The organism is Streptomyces sp. 2131.1, from assembly GCF_900105515.1.
GTDB classification, from domain to species: Bacteria; Actinomycetota; Actinomycetes; order Streptomycetales; family Streptomycetaceae; genus Streptomyces; species Streptomyces drozdowiczii.
The window spans coordinates 1,724,623-1,744,853 of sequence record NZ_FNSY01000001.1; the positions used below are offsets into that span (position 1 = coordinate 1,724,623).

The 20,231-nt window shown below is 65.8% G+C and carries 8 protein-coding genes, 1 tRNA gene and 3 rRNA genes; 3 read left to right on the forward strand and 9 right to left on the reverse strand.

Translation table 11 applies throughout. The features are described 5' to 3' along the window. Positions 1-115 precede the first annotated feature (115 nt). Positions 116-5,542, reverse strand: a complete 5,427-nt coding sequence (locus BLW14_RS07585) for a HAMP domain-containing protein (protein WP_093705608.1) — start codon at positions 5,540-5,542, stop codon at positions 116-118. 400 nt (positions 5,543-5,942) lie between these two features. Between BLW14_RS07585 and BLW14_RS07590 the strand changes: the two genes are divergently transcribed. Beyond that, positions 5,943-8,570: a SpoIIE family protein phosphatase gene (locus BLW14_RS07590; protein WP_371128056.1), complete on the forward strand. Its 2,628-nt coding sequence runs from the start codon at positions 5,943-5,945 to the stop codon at positions 8,568-8,570. A gap of 414 nt (positions 8,571-8,984) precedes the next feature. Here the strand turns inward: BLW14_RS07590 and BLW14_RS07600 are convergent. The 7 genes from BLW14_RS07600 to thyX all read right to left on the reverse strand — a co-directional run bounded on the left by BLW14_RS07600 (position 8,985) and on the right by thyX (position 18,531). Continuing rightward, positions 8,985-9,057 (reverse strand) — tRNA-Thr (locus BLW14_RS07600). A 183-nt stretch (positions 9,058-9,240) separates the two neighbouring features. Then, a 5S ribosomal RNA gene (rrf, locus tag BLW14_RS07605) occupies positions 9,241-9,357 on the reverse strand. Positions 9,358-9,434: 77 nt separating this feature from the next. Continuing rightward, a 23S ribosomal RNA gene (locus BLW14_RS07610) occupies positions 9,435-12,560 on the reverse strand. A gap of 302 nt (positions 12,561-12,862) precedes the next feature. Continuing rightward, a 16S ribosomal RNA gene (locus BLW14_RS07615) occupies positions 12,863-14,388 on the reverse strand. Together the 16S, 23S and 5S rRNA genes with 1 tRNA gene alongside form the textbook arrangement of a ribosomal RNA operon. A gap of 543 nt (positions 14,389-14,931) precedes the next feature. Beyond that, positions 14,932-16,617 (reverse strand): ribonuclease J, encoded by a 1,686-nt coding sequence (locus BLW14_RS07625; protein ID WP_093705612.1) that lies wholly within the window; start codon positions 16,615-16,617, stop codon positions 14,932-14,934. Between the two features lie 123 nt (positions 16,618-16,740). After that, on the reverse strand, positions 16,741-17,640 hold the full coding sequence (gene dapA / locus BLW14_RS07630; RefSeq protein WP_018521480.1) for a 4-hydroxy-tetrahydrodipicolinate synthase: 900 nt from the start codon (positions 17,638-17,640) through the stop codon (positions 16,741-16,743). 153 nt (positions 17,641-17,793) lie between these two features. After that, positions 17,794-18,531, reverse strand: a complete 738-nt coding sequence (gene thyX, locus BLW14_RS07635) for an FAD-dependent thymidylate synthase (RefSeq protein WP_093705614.1) — start codon at positions 18,529-18,531, stop codon at positions 17,794-17,796. A 194-nt stretch (positions 18,532-18,725) separates the two neighbouring features. Here thyX and BLW14_RS07640 point away from each other — a divergent pair, with 194 nt between their 5' ends. Both BLW14_RS07640 and BLW14_RS07645 read left to right on the forward strand, forming a co-directional pair. Beyond that, positions 18,726-18,965, forward strand: coding sequence for a hypothetical protein (locus BLW14_RS07640; protein ID WP_093705616.1), 240 nt, complete (start codon positions 18,726-18,728; stop codon positions 18,963-18,965). A gap of 94 nt (positions 18,966-19,059) precedes the next feature. Continuing rightward, entirely contained in the window at positions 19,060-19,611 is a 552-nt protein-coding gene (locus BLW14_RS07645) for a hypothetical protein (protein ID WP_093705618.1), read from the forward strand. Positions 19,612-19,678: 67 nt separating this feature from the next. Here the strand turns inward: BLW14_RS07645 and BLW14_RS07650 are convergent, their stop codons facing one another. Next, positions 19,679-20,224, reverse strand: coding sequence for a tetratricopeptide repeat protein (locus BLW14_RS07650; protein WP_093705620.1), 546 nt, complete (start codon positions 20,222-20,224; stop codon positions 19,679-19,681). Positions 20,225-20,231 lie beyond the last annotated feature (7 nt).

Here is a 20,231-nt window from a genome sequence, read left to right on the forward strand (position 1 = left end):
CCGTGCACATACCGGAAACGCGGCGGGAGACCAGAAGGTTCCCCGCAATCCGCGTTCCCACACCCCTTCGGACATCACCGGTCAACAAACCTACGTGGATTCGCTCACCGAGCGCTCACTCTCCGCTCATCCACTGTTCCATGACCGAAAGAAGATGGTCAGGATCGACCGGCTTGGTGACATAGTCCGACGCACCGGACTCGATCGCCTTCTCCCGGTCGCCCTTCATCGCCTTCGCGGTCAGCGCCACGATCGGCAGACCGGCGAACTGCGGCATCCTGCGGATCGCCGAGGTCGTCGCGTAACCGTCCATCTCCGGCATCATGATGTCCATCAGCACCACCGTCACATCGTCGTGCTGCTCCAGGACTTCGATGCCCTCGCGCCCGTTCTCGGCGTAGAGGACGGTCAGTCCGTGCTGCTCCAGCACGCTGGTGAGCGCGAAGACGTTGCGGATGTCGTCGTCGACGATCAGCACCTTCTCGCCGCTGAACCGGAACGTCCTGCGCACCTCCGGTTCGTCCTGACCGCCCAGGGTCCACGACTCCTGCGGGGCGGCCTGGGCCGGCTGCGGAGCGGGCGCCGGACGGGGCGGCAGCGCAGGCTGCTGACGCCCGCCTCCGAGCGCCTTGCGCCGCTGGCTGAGCCGTCCCGCCGCGCTTCCGGCCTCCTGCACACCTTCAGGGGCACCGGGGACGTACACCTGTCCGCCCTCCCCCGTGCCGGTCTGGCCCTCGGCCTGACCGGGGGCCAGCTGCGGGTAGCCCTGCGGCGGGAGTTCGCTCGGCTGCAGCGGGAGGTACAGCGTGAACGTCGAGCCTCGGCCCGGCTCGCTCGCCGCGTGGATCTCACCGCCCAGCAGCCGTGCGATCTCGCGGCTGATGGAGAGGCCGAGGCCCGTACCGCCGTACTTGCGGCTGGTCGTGCCGTCCGCCTGCTTGAACGCCTCGAAGATGACCCGCATCTTGCTGGCCGCGATCCCGATGCCCGTGTCGGTCACCGAGAAGGCGATCAGGTCGCCGTCCGCGTCCCGCAGCGAACCGGCCTCCAGCAACTGCTCACGGATGGCGTCCGGCACCTCCTGGCCCGCGTGCCTGATCACCAGCTCCACGGCCCCGCTGTCGGTGAACTTCACCGCGTTGGAGAGCAGGTTGCGCAGCACCTGGAGCAGCCGCTGCTCGTCGGTGTGCAGCGTGGCCGGCAGCTCGGGCGAGACCCGTACGGAGAAATCAAGCCCCTTTTCCGCGGTGAGCGGCCGGAAGGTCGCCTCCACGTAGTCCACCAGCTGCACCAGGGCGATCCGGGTCGGGCTGACGTCCATCTTGCCCGCCTCGACCTTCGACAGGTCGAGGATGTCGTTGATCAGCTGGAGCAGGTCGGAACCCGCCCCGTGGATCGTCTCGGCGAATTCCACCTGCTTCGGCGAGAGATTGCCCTCGGCGTTGTCCGCGAGCAACTTGGCCAGGATGAGCAGCGAGTTGAGCGGCGTACGCAGCTCGTGCGACATGTTCGCCAGGAACTCGGACTTGTAGCGCATCGAGACGGCGAGCTGTTCGGCGCGCTCCTCCAGGACCTGCCGCGCCTCCTCGATCTCGGTGTTCTTGACCTCGATGTCGCGGTTCTGGCGGGCCAGCAGCTCGGCCTTCTCCTCCAGTTCGGCGTTGGACGCCTGGAGGGCCTTCTGCCGGTTCTCCAACTCCTGCGAGCGGTCGCGCAATTGCTCGGTGAGCTCCTGCGACTGTTCGAGCAGCTTCTCCGTCGTCGTGTTGACGCTGATGGTGTTGACGCTCGTGGCGATCATTTCCGCGAGCTGGTTGAGGAAGTCCCGCTGGATGTGCGTGAACGGCTGGAACGAGGCCAGTTCGATGACACCGAGAACCTTGCCCTCGAACAGCACCGGCAGCACGATCACATGCGCGGGCGGTGCCTCGCCCAGCCCGGAGGAGATCTTCAGGTAGCCCGGCGGAACGTTGTCCACCTGGATCGTCCGCTTCTCCTCGGCGGCCGTGCCGATGAGCGTCTCGCCCGGCCGGAAGGACGTCGGCATGGAGCCTGCGGAGTAGCCGTAGCTGCCCCGCATGCGCAGCTCGTACGCCCCCTCGGCCTCGGCGCCCAGCGCGTCGGACTCGCCGGTGGGCGTGGCCAGGAAGAACGCGCCGTGCTGCGCGGAGACCACGGGCGTCAGCTCGCTCATGATCAGCGAGGCGACGTCGTCCAGGTCGCGCCTGCCCTGCATCAGACCGGAGATCCGGGCGAGGTTGCCCTTGAGCCAGTCCTGCTCCTTGTTGGTGGCCGTGGTGTCGCGCAGGTTCGCGATCATCGTGTTGATGTTGTCCTGGAGGGCCTGGATCTCGCCCGCCGCGTCCACGTCGATCTTGAGGTTGAGGTCGCCGCGCGTCACCGCCGTCGCCACGGCCGCGATGGCCCGCACCTGACGGGTCAGGTTCCCGGCCATCTCGTTCACCGACTCGGTGAGGTCGCGCCAGGTGCCGTCCACGTCCCGCACCCGCGCCTGACCGCCCAGCTGCCCCTCGGTACCCACCTCGCGGGCGACCCGGGTCACCTGCTCGGCGAACGAGGACAGCTGGTCGACCATCGTGTTGATGGTGTTCTTCAGCTGCTGGATCTCGCCGCGCGCATCGATGTCGATCTTCTTGGTCAGGTCGCCCTTGGCGATGGCCGTGGTGACGGCGGCGATCTGGCGCACCTGGCCCGTCAGGTTCGACGCCATCGAGTTCACGGACTCGGTGAGGTCCTTCCACGTGCCGGAGACGCCCGGGACGCGCGCCTGGCCGCCCAGCTCGCCCTCTGTGCCCACCTCGCGGGCGACACGCGTCACCTCGTCCGCGAACGAGGACAGGGTCGTCACCATCGTGTTGACGGTGTCGGCCAGCTCCGCGACCTCGCCGCGCGCCTCGACCGTGACCTTCTTCGTCAGGTCGCCGTTGGCCACGGCGGACGAGACGCGGGAGATGTTCCGCACCTGACTGGTCAGGTTGTTGGCCATCAGGTTGACGTTGTCGCTGAGGTCCTTCCAGATGCCCGTCGCGCCGCGCACCCGCGCCTGGCCGCCGAGGATGCCCTCGGTGCCCACCTCACGGGCGACCCTCGTCACCTCGTCCGCGAAGTTGAGCAACTGGTCGACCATCGTGTTGACGGTCGTCACCAGTTCGAGGATCTCGCCCTTGGCGTCGACGGTGATCTTCTTGGACAGGTCGCCGTTGGCGACCGCGGTCGTCACCTCGGCGATGTTCCGCACCTGGAGCGTGAGGTTGTTGGCCATGCCGTTGACGGACTGCGTGAGGTCCTTCCACGTACCGGAGACCCCCTGCACCTCGGCCTGACCGCCGAGGATCCCCTCGGTGCCCACCTCGCGCGCCACCCGCGTCACCTGCTCCGCGAAGTTCGAGAGCTGGTCGACCATGGTGTTGAGGGTGTTCTTCAGCTCCAGGATCTCGCCACGCGCGTCCACGTCGATCTTCTGCGACAGGTCACCGCGCGCCACCGCGGTGGCGACCTGCGCGATGTTACGGACCTGAGCGGTGAGGTTCCCGGCCATGCCGTTCACCGAGTCCGTCAGATCACGCCACACACCGGCCACGCCGGGCACCTGCGCCTGACCGCCGAGACGCCCGTCCGTGCCCACCTCGCGGGCGACCCGGGTCACCTGCTCGGCGAAGGCGGAGAGCTGGTCGACCATCGTGTTGATGGTGTTCTTCAGCTCCAGGATCTCGCCGCGCGCGTCCACGTCGATCTTCTGCGACAGGTCGCCCCGCGCCACCGCCGTCGTGACCTGGGCGATCTGGCGCACCTGGGAGGTCAGGTTCCCCGCCATGAAGTTGACGGAGTCGGTGAGCTCCTTCCACGTACCGGAGACGCCGTCCACCCGCGCCTGACCGCCGAGGCGCCCCTCGGTGCCCACGTCCCGCGCCATCCGCGTGACCTGGTCGGCGAAGGAGGACAGCTGCGCCACCATCGTGTTGACGGTGTTCTTCAGCTCCAGCATCTCGCCCGCGACGTCCACGGTGACCTTCTGCGACAGGTCGCCGTTGGCCACCGCCGTCGTCACCTGCGCGATGTCACGCACCTGACCGGTCAGGTTCCGGAACGCCGTGTTCACGGAGTCCGTGAGGTCCTTCCAGGTCCCCGCCGCGCCCGGCACCTCGGCCTGCCCGCCGAGCCGGCCCTCGACGCCGACCTCCCGGGCCACGCGGGTCACTTCCGAACCGAAGGACTGGAGCTGGTCCACCATCGTGTTGACGGTGTTCTTCAGTTCCAGCATCTCGCCGGCCACATTGACGGTGACCTTCTGCGTCATGTCACCGCTGGCGACCGCCGTGGTCACCTGGGCGATGTCCCGCACCTGGATCGTCAGGTTCCGGAAGACCGTGTTCACCGAGTCGGTGAGGTCCTTCCAGGTGCCCGCCGCGCCCGGCACCTGCGCCTGGCCGCCGAGCACACCCTGACCGCCGACCTCGCTCGCGACCCGGGTGACCTCGTCCGCGAAGGTGCGGAGCGTCTCAGTCATCTGGTTGATCGTCTCGGCGAGCTGGGCGACCTCGCCGCGGGCGCTCACCTGCACCTTCTGCGACAGGTCACCGTTGGCGACCGCCGTCGTCACCTCCGCGATGCCGCGCACCTGGGAGGTGAGGTTCCCGGCCATCGTGTTGACGGAGTCCGTGAGGTCCTTCCACACCCCGGCCACGCCCGGCACCACGGCCTGACCGCCCAGCTCGCCCTCCGTGCCCACCTCACGGGCGACGCGGGTCACCTCGGAGGAGAACGAGGACAGCTGGTCGACCATCGTGTTGACGGTGTTCTTCAGCTGGAGCATCTCGCCGGCGACATGGACGGTGACCTTCCGCGACAGGTCGCCCTTGGCCACCGCCGTCGTCACCAGCGCGATGTCGCGCACCTGCGCGGTCAGCCGGTACGCCATGGTGTTGACGGAGTCCGTGAGGTCCTTCCACGAACCGGACATCCCGCGCACCTGCGCCTGGCCGCCGAGCTTGCCCTCGGTGCCCACCTCGACCGCGACCCGCGTCACCTGCTCGGTGAACGCGGACAGCTGGTCGACGAGGTTGTTGACCGTACGGGCGACCTTCAGGAACTCCCCGCGCAGCGGCCGTACCGTCTCGTCCGCCGTGTGGGAGCGCAGCTCCATCCGCTGTTCGAGATCACCGTCGGCCACCGCCGACAGCACCCGCCCGACCTCGGAGACGGGCCGCGCGAGATCGTCGACCAGCTCGTTGGAGGCGTCGATCGCGGCGGCCCAGGAGCCCTCGCAGGCGCCCGTCTCAAGGCGTTCGGTGAGCTTGCCCTCGCGGCCGACCACACGCCGCACCCGCGCCAGCTCGCCGGTGAGGTGCACGTTGCGGTCGGCGACCTCGTTGAAGACCGCGGCGAGCTCCGCCATCACGCCTTCGCCGGAGACCGTGACGCGCCTGCGGAAGTTGCCGTCGCGCATGGCGACCAGACCCGCGAGCAGTCTGTGGAGCGCCGCGGCGTCGACCTCGACGGTTCCATTGCGCTGCTTCTTCACGGGCTGTCCGCCTTTACTGCGCGTGCTTGCCCCCCGCGCCGCCACGTCAGACTCCACCGTGTCCCTCCCGCAGGGGTTGACCATCTAGCTAGGACCTCGTCCGAGAGCTTGCCCAGAACTTCCATGGCTCACCGCCACAGCCCACCGTCGACGGGTGACCATGCGGACGTCAAATCGTTGAAACGTACCAGGCGGGAACCGGTCGGGGTGGAACCTCCCATGGTTGTCCCACATCCCTCCGAGCGGAAGCCCATCCTGGACGGTCACCCGCCCGTTCCCGCCCGGCCCTGTCCGAAGTCGGACCTCCGGTACCCGGCGCACGGGCGGAGCGTCTAGCCTGGCAGGCGAATCGAAGCGGCGAGAAACGGGCACAGGACTCGGGGAAGCGACGAGACACCATATGGGGAGTGCTGTGATCACGGCGCGTGCGGCTGCCACTTTCGACCCGGTGGCACGCTCCGTAGCGACGGCCCGTGCCTTTGTCCGCGACACCCTCCAGGGGTGGGGCTACACCGACGTCGTCGACGATGCCGTGGTCCTGACCAGCGAACTCGTCACCAACGCCGTGGTCCACGCGGGCACGGCAGCGGACGTGCTGTGCCTGCGTACGGAGGACGGCGTCCGGGTCGAGATCGCCGACCACTATCCGGAACGGGAGATCCCGCTCCAGCCGGCCGGGCTGAACTTCGGCAACTCCGAAAGCGAGAACGGCCGCGGTCTGCTGCTGTGCGCGGCTCTCGCTTCCCGGTGGGGCGTCGAGTACTCCCCCACCCGCAAACACGTCTGGTTCCAGCTCGACCTCCCGGACCGCCCGGTGGGCGTCCGCTCGGCCGGCCCGCTCCTCCCCGTCGGGCTCCTCCCGGTCACCGACGAACGCGTGAGGGTCGCCGTCGTCCAGATCGACAGCGAGGGCGCCGTCGCCGCGTGGAACGACGACGCCGCCTACCTGTTCGGCCACACCGCCGACCAGATCATCGGCAAGCAGCTCACCGACTTCACCGCCTGGCCGCAGACGCCCGGTACCAGCACCGGCATCGCCGACGCGCTGCGCCTGTCCCGCTGGGAGGGCAGCTACGGCATCCGCGGCGCCGACGGCCGCACCATCCCGGTCTACGGCTCCCACCTGCGGGTACGCGACACCCAGGGCGAGCCGTCGACGGTCTGCCTCCTGGTGCGCGACTACGAACGCGCGGTCCTCCAGACCCCCGTGCGCGCCCCCGCCTCGGACGCGTCGGAGAGCCGCAAGACGGACCCGTTCGAGGTCTTCATCGGCTCCCCGGCCCCCGACGACCTGGACGGCCTCCTCCAGCGCACCGTCGAACGCGCCCGCGACATGCTCGACGCGGACGCCGCCTTCCTGTTGCTGGCCACGGACGACGAGACCGAGCTGGAGGTCCGGGCCACGACCGGTCTGCCCTCCGCCCGCCAGCGCTTCGCCCGCGTCCCCGTGGAGGCCGGCACGGGACGGTACGGCTCCGCCAGGATGCCCGCCGTCCACGAGGACCTGGACGCCGTACCGGGCGCGGTCCCGCTGCTCGGCAACACCGGCATGCGCTCAGTGGTCACGGTCCCGCTGAAGGTCGAGGGGCGCCTCACGGGCTCCCTGGGCGTCGCGGCCGAGGCCGCGGGCCGCTACTCCAACGAGGAGGCGCTGCGCCTCCAGTTCGCCGCGGACCGGATCGCCCTCGCGGTCGAGTCGGCACGCCTGGGCGAGCTGGAACGGCTGCGCCGCGGCTCGCTGTCCTTCCTCGTGGAGGCGTCGGACCTGCTGGCGGGCACCCTGGACCGGGACCAGACGCTGGCTCTGATGGCCCAGATGACGGTCCCGACGCTGGCCACGTGGTGCGCCGTCTACACGATCGCCGACCAGGCGTCGGACCCCGAGCTCTCCTACGTGCTCCATGAGGACGAGGAGCGCATCGACGGCCTGAAGGCCCTCCTCACGAAGATCTCCCCGCCGGAGCCGGTGCCGACGCCCGGCGCCCGCGTCTGGTCCGCCCCGTCCCAGGCCGCCCACGAGGCGGCGCTGCGCACGTCGATGCGCAGTATCGGCATGGGCGACGCGGGCGGCCTCGGTTCCGGCACGCGTACGACGCTGGCGACCGCGGCGGCGGTGGGCGGGGAGACCGTCGTCCTCCCGCTCGTCGCCCGCAACCGCGTCATCGGCATGCTCACACTCGGCAAGCCGTCCGACGACCACTTCCGCCAGGAGATCCTGGAACTGGCCGAGGACCTGTCCCGCAGGGCCGCCCTGGCCCTGGACAACGCCCGCCTCTACTCGGAGCGCACGGCGATCAGCCAGTCCCTCCAGCGCAGCCTGCTGCCGCCCGGCCTGCCGGCCGTGCCCAACGTCGAGGTGGACGTCATCTACCGCGCCGCCGGCGAGGGCAACGAGGTGGGCGGCGACTTCTACGACGTCTTCCCGATCCGGGACGGCGCCTACGGCTTCGCCATCGGCGACGTCTGCGGTACGGGGCCGGAGGCGGCCGCCGTCACGGGCCTGGCCCGCCACGCGCTGCGCCTGCTGGCCCGGGAGGGCTTCGGCGGCCCCGCGGTCCTGGAGCGGCTCAACGCCGCCATCCTCGACGAGGGGACCCGCAGCCGCTTCCTCACCCTGCTGTACGGCGAGCTGTGGCCGCAGGAGGACGGCAGCGCCCTGCTGAAGGTCGTCTGCGCCGGCCACCCGCTGCCGCTGCGTCTGCGCCAGGACGGATCGGTGGAGCCCGCGGCGGAGCCTCAGCCGCTGCTGGGCGTCATGGAGGACCTGGAACTGTACGAGCAGGAGTTCACGCTTGAGCCCGGCGATGTCCTGTTGTGCGTGACGGACGGTGTCACGGAACGCCGGGAGGGCACACGCATGCTCGGCGACGACGGCCTGGCGGACGTCCTCTCCCACTGCACCGGTCTCACGGCGGGCGCGGTGGCCGCACGCATTCTCCGGGCCGTCGAGCGCTTCGCCGCCGACCCGCCCTCGGACGACATGGCCATCCTCACCATGCGCGTCCCGGAACCGCACCCGGCGCCCTAGAGGTCTGGCCGACCCACCTGCCGGCGATGTGCGCCGAGGGCGGATGCACCGAGCGGCCGGTTCCGGGCTGACGTGGCGCGAACTGATACGGATCGCGGACAGCCCGCTCTCCGCGGCCGACGGCGTCCAGGACACCGCCGACCGCCTCCAGCTGCTGCTCCCCCTCCTCACCGACCCGGACGTACCGGAGTCAGCGTCGGTGCAACGATCACCGCAGCCCTGGCCGCAGTCGGCGGGCCCGAGACACCGCTCCCATCGCCGCGCGGCATCTGCTTGCCCACCTCACCAAGAGGTCCCAACACGATCCCACGTGGGCCTCTCCGCTGAGCGGCAGCTGACGTCGAGGCGGATGGATGGTCCTCGGCCTACACACGAAGAAAGGCCCCGCCGACTGGCGAAGCCTTTCTCTTTCTGAGCCCCAATGCGGAATCGAACCGCAGACCTTCTCCTTACCATGGAGACGCTCTACCGACTGAGCTATTGGGGCCTTGCTGCCCTGCGGCAACGAGCTAAAGCATACCCTGGTCCAGGAGTTATGCAAAACCGCGGTGCACGTCGCCGACACCCCGTCACCGGACGGGCCGGCCGAGGAGTTGGCCGGTCCGGCCGCGCTGACCGGGAACGCGAAAGAGCCCCGTGCCACAAGGGCACGGGGCTCTTCCTAAAAGGAGTTCGGCGGCGTCCTACTCTCCCACAGGGTCCCCCCTGCAGTACCATCGGCGCTGAAAGGCTTAGCTTCCGGGTTCGGAATGTAACCGGGCGTTTCCCTAACGCAATGACCACCGAAACACTATGAAATTTGAACACCGGGCAACAACACGGCTGTTCGTTATTTCAGAACTAACACAGTGGACGCGAGCAACTGAGGACAAGCCCTCGGCCTATTAGTACCAGTCAGCTCCACCCGTTACCGGGCTTCCACATCTGGCCTATCAACCCAGTCGTCTACTGGGAGCCTTAACCCTTCAAGAGGGTGGGAATACTCATCTCGAAGCAGGCTTCCCGCTTAGATGCTTTCAGCGGTTATCCTTTCCGAACGTAGCCAACCAGCCATGCCCTTGGCAGAACAACTGGCACACCAGAGGTTCGTCCGTCCCGGTCCTCTCGTACTAGGGACAGCCCTTCTCAATATTCCTACGCGCACAGCGGATAGGGACCGAACTGTCTCACGACGTTCTAAACCCAGCTCGCGTACCGCTTTAATGGGCGAACAGCCCAACCCTTGGGACCGACTCCAGCCCCAGGATGCGACGAGCCGACATCGAGGTGCCAAACCATCCCGTCGATATGGACTCTTGGGGAAGATCAGCCTGTTATCCCCGGGGTACCTTTTATCCGTTGAGCGACAGCGCTTCCACAAGCCACTGCCGGATCACTAGTCCCGACTTTCGTCCCTGCTCGACCCGTCGGTCTCACAGTCAAGCTCCCTTGTGCACTTACACTCAACACCTGATTGCCAACCAGGCTGAGGGAACCTTTGGGCGCCTCCGTTACTCTTTAGGAGGCAACCGCCCCAGTTAAACTACCCATCAGACACTGTCCCTGATCCGGATCACGGACCCAGGTTAGACATCCAGCACGACCAGAGTGGTATTTCAACGACGACTCCACAACCACTGGCGTGGCCGCTTCAAAGTCTCCCACCTATCCTACACAAGCCGAACCGAACACCAATATCAAACTATAGTAAAGGTCCCGGGGTCTTTCCGTCCTGCTGCGCGAAACGAGCATCTTTACTCGTAGTGCAATTTCACCGGGCCTATGGTTGAGACAGTCGAGAAGTCGTTACGCCATTCGTGCAGGTCGGAACTTACCCGACAAGGAATTTCGCTACCTTAGGATGGTTATAGTTACCACCGCCGTTTACTGGCGCTTAAGTTCTCAGCTTCGCCACCCCGAAGAGCAGCTAACCGGTCCCCTTAACGTTCCAGCACCGGGCAGGCGTCAGTCCGTATACATCGCCTTACGGCTTCGCACGGACCTGTGTTTTTAGTAAACAGTCGCTTCTCGCTGGTCTCTGCGGCCACCCCCAGCTCACCGAGTAAATCGGATCACCAGTGATGGCCCCCCTTCTCCCGAAGTTACGGGGGCATTTTGCCGAGTTCCTTAACCATAGTTCACCCGAACGCCTCGGTATTCTCTACCTGACCACCTGAGTCGGTTTAGGGTACGGGCCGCCATGAAACTCGCTAGAGGCTTTTCTCGACAGCATAGGATCATCCACTTCACCACAATCGGCTCGGCATCAGGTCTCAGACTTATATGCACGACGGATTTGCCTACCGTGCGTCCTACACCCTTACCCCGGGACAACCACCGCCCGGGCTGGACTACCTTCCTGCGTCACCCCATCGCTTACCTACTACAAGTCTGGTTCGTCGGCTCCACCACTACCCTCAACTCCGAAGAGATCGGGCCGGCTTCACGGACTTAGCATCGCCTGATTCAGTATTGGGCGTTTCAAAGCGGGTACCGGAATATCAACCGGTTGTCCATCGACTACGCCTGTCGGCCTCGCCTTAGGTCCCGACTTACCCTGGGCAGATCAGCTTGACCCAGGAACCCTTAGTCAATCGGCGCACACGTTTCTCACGTGTGTATCGCTACTCATGCCTGCATTCTCACTCGTGAACCGTCCACAACTCGCTTCCGCGGCTGCTTCACCCGGCACACGACGCTCCCCTACCCATCCATACAGGCGTTGGCCCTATGCGTATGAATGACACGACTTCGGCGGTACGCTTGAGCCCCGCTACATTGTCGGCGCGGAATCACTTGACCAGTGAGCTATTACGCACTCTTTCAAGGGTGGCTGCTTCTAAGCCAACCTCCTGGTTGTCTCTGCGACTCCACATCCTTTCCCACTTAGCGTACGCTTAGGGGCCTTAGTCGATGCTCTGGGCTGTTTCCCTCTCGACCATGGAGCTTATCCCCCACAGTCTCACTGCCGCGCTCTCACTTACCGGCATTCGGAGTTTGGCTAAGGTCAGTAACCCGGTAGGGCCCATCGCCTATCCAGTGCTCTACCTCCGGCAAGAAACACACGACGCTGCACCTAAATGCATTTCGGGGAGAACCAGCTATCACGGAGTTTGATTGGCCTTTCACCCCTAACCACAGGTCATCCCCCAGGTTTTCAACCCTGGTGGGTTCGGTCCTCCACGAAGTCTTACCTCCGCTTCAACCTGCCCATGGCTAGATCACTCCGCTTCGGGTCTTGAGCGCGCTACTGAATCGCCCTATTCGGACTCGCTTTCGCTACGGCTTCCCCACACGGGTTAACCTCGCAACACACCGCAAACTCGCAGGCTCATTCTTCAAAAGGCACGCAGTCACGACTGCATGTGCAAGCACACACAGCGACGCTCCCACGGCTTGTAGGCACACGGTTTCAGGTACTATTTCACTCCGCTCCCGCGGTACTTTTCACCATTCCCTCACGGTACTATCCGCTATCGGTCACCAGGGAATATTTAGGCTTAACGGGTGGTCCCGCCAGATTCACACGGGATTTCTCGGGCCCCGTGCTACTTGGGTGTCTCTCAAACAAGCCGCTGATGTTTCAGCTACGGGGGTCTTACCCTCTACGCCGGACCTTTCGCATGTCCTTCGCCTACATCAACGGTTTCTGACTCGTCTCACAGCCGGCAGACTGTGAAAGAGAGATCCCACAACCCCGCATGCGCAACCCCTGCCGGGTATCACACGCATACGGTTTGGCCTGATCCAGTTTCGCTCGCCACTACTCCCGGAATCACGGTTGTTTTCTCTTCCTGAGGGTACTGAGATGTTTCACTTCCCCTCGTTCCCTCCACACTGCCTATGTGTTCAGCAGCGGGTGACAGCCCATGACGACTGCCGGGTTTCCCCATTCGGAAACCCCCGGATCAAAGTCTGGTTGACGACTCCCCGGGGACTATCGTGGCCTCCCACGTCCTTCATCGGTTCCTGGTGCCAAGGCATCCACCGTGCGCCCTTAAAAACTTGGCCACAGATGCTCGCGTCCACTGTGCAGTTCTCAAACAACGACCAGCCACCCATCACCCCACCCTTACCAGGTGAGTGCACTGGGGCCGGCAACCGAAGGACAGACTCAAACGAGCCCGTACCTTCAGATACCCAACAGCGTGCCCGACCCAACCCATCAACCCTCACGTTCCACGCCGAAGCAGTACTAGTGAAGACCCATGTGCTGTGCCGAGTAGTCAACGTTCCACCCATGAGCTGACCACCGTCGAACATTTGCCGACGTAGTGGCTCTGGATTCCTTGCGGAATCTAGATGCTCCTTAGAAAGGAGGTGATCCAGCCGCACCTTCCGGTACGGCTACCTTGTTACGACTTCGTCCCAATCGCCAGTCCCACCTTCGACAGCTCCCTCCCACAAGGGGTTGGGCCACCGGCTTCGGGTGTTACCGACTTTCGTGACGTGACGGGCGGTGTGTACAAGGCCCGGGAACGTATTCACCGCAGCAATGCTGATCTGCGATTACTAGCAACTCCGACTTCATGGGGTCGAGTTGCAGACCCCAATCCGAACTGAGACCGGCTTTTTGAGATTCGCTCCGCCTCGCGGCATCGCAGCTCATTGTACCGGCCATTGTAGCACGTGTGCAGCCCAAGACATAAGGGGCATGATGACTTGACGTCGTCCCCACCTTCCTCCGAGTTGACCCCGGCAGTCTCCTGTGAGTCCCCATCACCCCGAAGGGCATGCTGGCAACACAGAACAAGGGTTGCGCTCGTTGCGGGACTTAACCCAACATCTCACGACACGAGCTGACGACAGCCATGCACCACCTGTACACCGACCACAAGGGGGGCACCATCTCTGATGCTTTCCGGTGTATGTCAAGCCTTGGTAAGGTTCTTCGCGTTGCGTCGAATTAAGCCACATGCTCCGCTGCTTGTGCGGGCCCCCGTCAATTCCTTTGAGTTTTAGCCTTGCGGCCGTACTCCCCAGGCGGGGAACTTAATGCGTTAGCTGCGGCACCGACGACGTGGAATGTCGCCAACACCTAGTTCCCAACGTTTACGGCGTGGACTACCAGGGTATCTAATCCTGTTCGCTCCCCACGCTTTCGCTCCTCAGCGTCAGTAATGGCCCAGAGATCCGCCTTCGCCACCGGTGTTCCTCCTGATATCTGCGCATTTCACCGCTACACCAGGAATTCCGATCTCCCCTACCACACTCTAGCCTGCCCGTATCGACTGCAGACCCGGGGTTAAGCCCCGGGCTTTCACAACCGACGTGACAAGCCGCCTACGAGCTCTTTACGCCCAATAATTCCGGACAACGCTTGCGCCCTACGTATTACCGCGGCTGCTGGCACGTAGTTAGCCGGCGCTTCTTCTGCAGGTACCGTCACTTTCGCTTCTTCCCTGCTGAAAGAGGTTTACAACCCGAAGGCCGTCATCCCTCACGCGGCGTCGCTGCATCAGGCTTTCGCCCATTGTGCAATATTCCCCACTGCTGCCTCCCGTAGGAGTCTGGGCCGTGTCTCAGTCCCAGTGTGGCCGGTCGCCCTCTCAGGCCGGCTACCCGTCGTCGCCTTGGTAGGCCATTACCCCACCAACTAGCTGATAGGCCGCGGGCTCATCCTTCACCGCCGGAGCTTTCAACCTTCCTCCAGGAGGAGGAAAGTATTATCCGGTATTAGACCCCGTTTCCAGGGCTTGTCCCAGAGTGAAGGGCAGATTGCCCACGTGTTACTCACCCGTTCGCCACTAATCCACCCCGAAGGGCTTCATCGTTCGACTTGCATGTGTTAAGCACGCCGCCAGCGTTCGTCCTGAGCCAGGATCAAACTCTCCGTGAATGTTTTCCCGTAATCGGGGAACACATCACGAGAGCGGAACAACAAGGTCGGAATAAGACCCGTTGTCCACTGCGTCCTCGCTGTGTTTTTGCCTGCCGAACCCGAAGGTTTCGCAGGACTTTCAAAGGAACCACCAACCTGCCGTAGCAGGCCGGGGTATCAACATATCTGGCGTTGACTTTTGGCACGCTGTTGAGTTCTCAAGGAACGGACGCTTCCTTTGTACTCACCCTCTCGGGCTTTCCTCCGGGCGCTTCCCTTCGGTCTTGCGTTTCCGACTCTATCAGACTCTTTCGTGTCCGATTCCCGGTCGAAGCGGGTCAAGCGATTTTCGCTTTCCAGTTCTGCGCTTTCGCGTTTCCCTTTCCGGCGGCTCCGACTTTATCAGAAGTTCTGAGTCGGAATTTCCACCCCCTCTTCGAGACTTCAGGGCGCACAGGTGCGCTCGCTGCTTCCCGGTGAGGTGGAGACGTAAACGTACTGGAGCGGAGCGCCCCGATGCAAATCGGGGGCCCCGCTCCGGAGTTCGCGCCTGTCGGAGGGTCAGACCTCGACGACGACGGGGAGGATCATCGGGCGCCGGCGGTAGGTGTCGGACACCCACTTGCCCACCGTGCGGCGGATGAGCTGCTGGAGCTGGTGCGGCTCCATCACGCCGTCCTGGGCCGACTTGTTGAGCGCCTCCTCGATCTTCGGCACGACCGCGGAGAACGCCCCGTCGTCGATGCCGGAGCCCCGGGCCTGCATGTGGGGACCACCCACGATCTTGCCCGAGGTGCTGTCGACGACCAGGAACACCGAGATGATGCCCTCGTCGCCGAGGATGCGGCGGTCCTTGAGCGAGGTCTCGGTGACGTCGCCGACCGAGAGGCCGTCGACGTACACGTAACCGGCCTGCACCTTGCCGACGATCTTGGCCTTGCCGTCGATGAGGTCGACCACCACGCCGTCCTCGGCGATGACGATGTGGTCCTTCGGTACACCTGTGAGGGCACCGAGCTCGGCGTTGGCCCGCAGGTGGCGCCACTCGCCGTGGACCGGCATCAGGTTCTTCGGCCGGCAGATGTTGTAGAAGTACAGCAGCTCGCCGGCAGACGCGTGGCCCGAGACGTGGACCTTGGCGTTGCCCTTGTGGACGACGTTGGCGCCCCAGCGGGAGAGGCCGTTGATCACGCGGTAGACCGCGTTCTCGTTCCCCGGGATCAGCGACGAGGCCAGGATGACGGTGTCGCCCTGGACGATGCGGATCTGGTGGTCGCGGTTGGCCATGCGGGACAGAGCCGCCATCGGCTCGCCCTGCGAACCGGTGCAGACGAGCACGACCTCGTCGTCCGGCAGGTCGTCCAGGGTCTTGACGTCGACGACGAGACCGGCGGGGACCTTCAGGTAGCCCAGGTCCCGGGCGATGCCCATGTTGCGGACCATCGAGCGCCCGACGAAGGCGACCCTGCGGCCGTACTCGTGAGCCGTGTCCAGGATCTGCTGGATGCGGTGCACATGGCTGGCGAAGCTCGCCACGATGATGCGCTTCTGCGCGTTGGCGAAGACGTTGCGCAGAACGTTCTGGATGTCCCGCTCGGGCGGTACGAAGCCCGGGACCTCGGCATTCGTCGAGTCGGAGAGCAGAAGGTCGATGCCCTCCTCGCTCAGCCGGGCGAAGGCGTGCAGGTCGGTGAGGCGCCCGTCCAGAGGGAGCTGGTCCATCTTGAAGTCACCGGTGGCGACGGCCATGCCCGCAGGGGTGCGGATGGCGACCGCGAGGGCGTCCGGGATGGAGTGGTTGACGGCGACGAACTCGCAGTCGAAGACCCCGATGCGCTCGCGCTGCCCCTCCGCCACCTCCAGGGTGTACGGACGGATGCGGTGCTCCTGGAGCTTGGCCTCGATCAGGGCGAGGGTCAGCTTGGAGCCGATGAGCGGGATGTCCGGCTTCAGGCGCAGCAGGTACGGGACACCACCGATGTGGTCCTCGTGGCCGTGTGTGAGGACGATGCCCTCGACGTCGTCGAGGCGGTCCCGGATCGTCGTGAAGTCCGGCAGGATCAGGTCGATGCCGGGCTGCTCCTCCTCGGGGAAGAGCACACCGCAGTCGACGATGAGCAGGCGGCCGCCGTACTCGAAGACCGTCATGTTCCGGCCGATCTCACCGAGGCCGCCGAGCGGGGTGACCCGGAGGGCGCCCTTCGCGAGCTTCGGCGGGGTGCCGAGTTCAGGATGCGGATGACTCAAAAGACTCTCCTTACCACGCGCGCCACGTACCGCTCGGGCACGTGGCGCGCATGTCATTCGTGCACTTGCTGTTGTCTTGGGTGGTGCTGGGGTGAAGCACGTATTCAGTTGTGAAGTCTGTTGTCAGAGTTCTACCCCGCCGGCGGCGAGATCGATCTTGAGCTGGGCCGTCTCCTGGGCGGTGAGTTCGACCAGGGGCAGGCGCAGCGGGCCCGCCGGAAGGCCCTGCAGCGTCAGGGCGGCCTTGGTGGTGATTACCCCCTGGGTGCGGAACATGCCGGTGAAGACGGGCAGCAGCTTCTGGTGGATCTCGGTCGCCTTCTGTACGTCCCCGCCGAGGTGGGCCTCGATGAGCGCCCGCAGCTCCGGCGTGACGACGTGGCCGACGACGGAGACGACGCCGACCGCGCCCACCGACAGGAGGGGCAGGTTCAGCATGTCGTCGCCCGAGTACCAGGCGAGGCCGGACCGGGCGATGGCCCAGCTGGCGCGGCCGAGGTCGCCCTTGGCGTCCTTGTTCGCGACGATGCGGGGGTGCTCGGCGAGCCGGACGAGCGTCTCGGTGTCGATCGGCACACCGCTGCGGCCCGGGATGTCGTACAGCATCACCGGCAGGGCGGTCGCGTCGGCGATGGCGGTGAAGTGCCGCAGCAGGCCCTCCTGCGGCGGCTTGTTGTAGTACGGGGTCACGGCGAGGAGGCCGTGGACGCCACTGCGCTCGGCGGTGCGCGCCAGCTCGATGCTGTGACGGGTGTCATTGGTGCCGATGCCGGCGACGATGTGCGCCCGGTCGCCCACCGCTTCGAGAACCGCCCTGACGAGCTGGTCTTTCTCCGCGTCGCTGGTGGTCGGGGACTCGCCGGTGGTGCCGTTGATGATCAGGCCGTCGTTGCCTGCGTCCACCAGGTGGGTGGCGAGCCGCTGCGCGCCCTCGATGTCGAGAGCGCCGTCCGCCGTGAACGGCGTGACCATAGCGGTGAGGACCCGCCCGAAGGGGGTCTGCGGAGTGGAGATCGGAGCCATGGGTAACACGCTACTCGTTGCTCGGCGCACGGTGCCCCCTCGGGGGGACAAGCAAGAGGAGCCCGGCACTGCCTGCTCGGGGGTTCAGGCAGTGCCGGGTCCGTTTGATCAGCCTAGATGAACTTCTCGAAACGCCGCAATACGGACACCGCCCTATGGGGCGACACGTCCATTTTTGTTGAAGGCTGCATGGGTGAGCGGCATGAGACGCGCCCAGTGGGCCTCCATCTGCTCGCCCACCATCTCGATCTCGCGCTGCGGGAACGAGGGCACCTTCGCCAGCTCGTGCTGCGTACGCAGGCCGAGGAAGTGCATCAGCGAGCGCGCGTTGCACGTGGCGTACATGGTCGAGAACAGGCCGACCGGGAGCACCGCGCGGGCCACCTCGCGGGCCACGCCCGCCGCCAGCATCTGCTGGTACGCCTCGTACGCCTGCCGGTACGACTCCTCCATGGCACGGCTGGTGAGCGCGTGCTGCTCAGGGGTGCCCTCGACGAACTCGTACTTGCCCGGACGCCCCTGCTGGATGAGCTTGCGGGAGGTGTCGGGGACGTAGAAGACCGGCTGGAGCTCCCTGTAGCGGCCCGATTCCTCGTTGTACGACCAGCCGACGCGGTGCCGCATGAACTCGCGGAACACGAAGATCGGGGCGCTGATGAAGAAGGTCATCGAGTTGTGCTCGAACGGGCTGCCGTGCCGGTCCCGCATCAGGTAGTTGATGAGCCCCTTGGAGCGCTCGGGGTCCTTGGCGACCTCCTCCAGGGACTGCTCGCCGGCCGTGGAGACACGGGCTGCGAACAGTACGTCGGCGTCGCCCGCGGCGGATTTCACCAGGTCAACGGTGACGTCGCTGCGGAAGTGGGCCTTTGTGGGCTCGGGGGTGTCGGTCACCGAGGGGGTCCTTCCAATGGTGTCGCTCGGGCGGCGACCACTCTACGGGCCGGAATCAGTGCTTCCGATTGCGGTGGTACTTCTATGATTTCTTCGGACGAACCGGGGAATCGGGCACCGAACGGGCCCGTTGCGCGTCTGACTCGGTAGCAGCACCCCGTACCACCCGAAAGAGACTCCAAGGAGAGCCACCCATGTTCCGCCGGCGTGAATCCGTCCCGTTCTCGTTCGTAGCCGAGGCCGACCGATTCCGCAGCAACGTCACTCCGCCGCCCCGCCCCCGCAGTACGGTCTCCGAGCGGGCAGGTCGCGTCCTGGTCGGTCTCGCCGTCGCCGCCGGCCTCGTAGGATCGCTGCTGCTGGGCCTGCCGGCGATGGGGTCCGGGGAATCGCCTTCGCACACGCAGCAGACCGAGGCCGCGCACGGGCGCTGACCCGGACGGACCCCCTGGGGTGGTCCGTCCGGCCATCTCCTCGGTAGCCTCACCGGGCACAGCAATCGAGCGTGCTTGTGAGTGAGGATCAGTCGTGCCCCTGCCCTTCCTGACGGCCGACCGCGCGTTTGACGCGAGCGCCGAGGACGTCGCGCTGCCGTTCGACGACCACGACAGCTGGCGGCGGCCCTACCGTCCCGGCCCGTGGCGGGTCGCAGCCGCGGCCGGTCTGCTGCTTCTCGCCTCGTTCATCCTGTTCGCCGGGATGATCATCGCGTTCGCCGGAGCGCTGCCCGGGGCGGGGGCGTGCGTGGCGCTCGCCCTCGCGATCATCCTGTGCGCCCTGCGGATGCTGCGTATCGGTGCCTGGGTTAGCCGGCACGGTGTGCGCCGCGTCGGCTTCTTCCGGACGACGACCGTGCCGTGGAACCGGGCGACCGCCGTACGGACGGTTCAGCAGCCGGTGAAGTGGCTCGGGCTTCCCCGTACCGTGCAGGGTCAGGCGCTGATCGTCGTCCGCAAGGGCGGGGACGCGGTGCCGCCGCTGCTCACGGATTCCAACGCGGATTTCCTTGCGCGGGGGGAGGCGTTCGATCGGGCCGCCGACACGATTGAGGCGTGGGGGGACGAGTACCGGGTGGGGTAGCGGTACGTCGTGCGTGGCCGTCCGGTGAGGAAGTTGTCCTCAATCGCCGGACGGCTTTTTTTTGTCCTCAAACGCCGGACGGGCTGGATTGGTCGCCCGACGGGGTGGAATGGCCACCCGACGGGGTGGAATGGTCGCCCGACGGACTGGAGTGGTCACCCGACGGGCTGGGGCTCGGGGATCTGTGCAGGGCGATGGCTCGTTGCATGGCCTTGCGGGCTCGGGGGGTGTCGCGGGCGTCCTGGTAGGCGACCGCCAGGCGGAACCAGCAGCGCCAGTCGTCCGGCGTGTCCTCCGTCTCCTCCCGGCGGCGTTCGAACACCGCGTCGGCGGAGGCCCGGTCGATCCGGCCGCTGGGCGTGCGCAGGAGCTCGTCGACCGGCAGGCCGCCCTCCGCGTCCAGTTCGGCGGCCAGGGCGTTGGCCCTGCGGACGAACTGGGTGTTCTTCCACAGGAACCAGATGCCGATCGCCGGCAGGACCAGCACGGCTATCCCGAAGGTCACCGTGATCAGCGTGCCGTGCTTGATGAGGAGGACGCCACGGCTGCCGACCAGGACGAAGTAGAAGACCAGGACGGCAGCGGTGACGACGTAAGTGATCTTTGCGCGCATGGCGGGG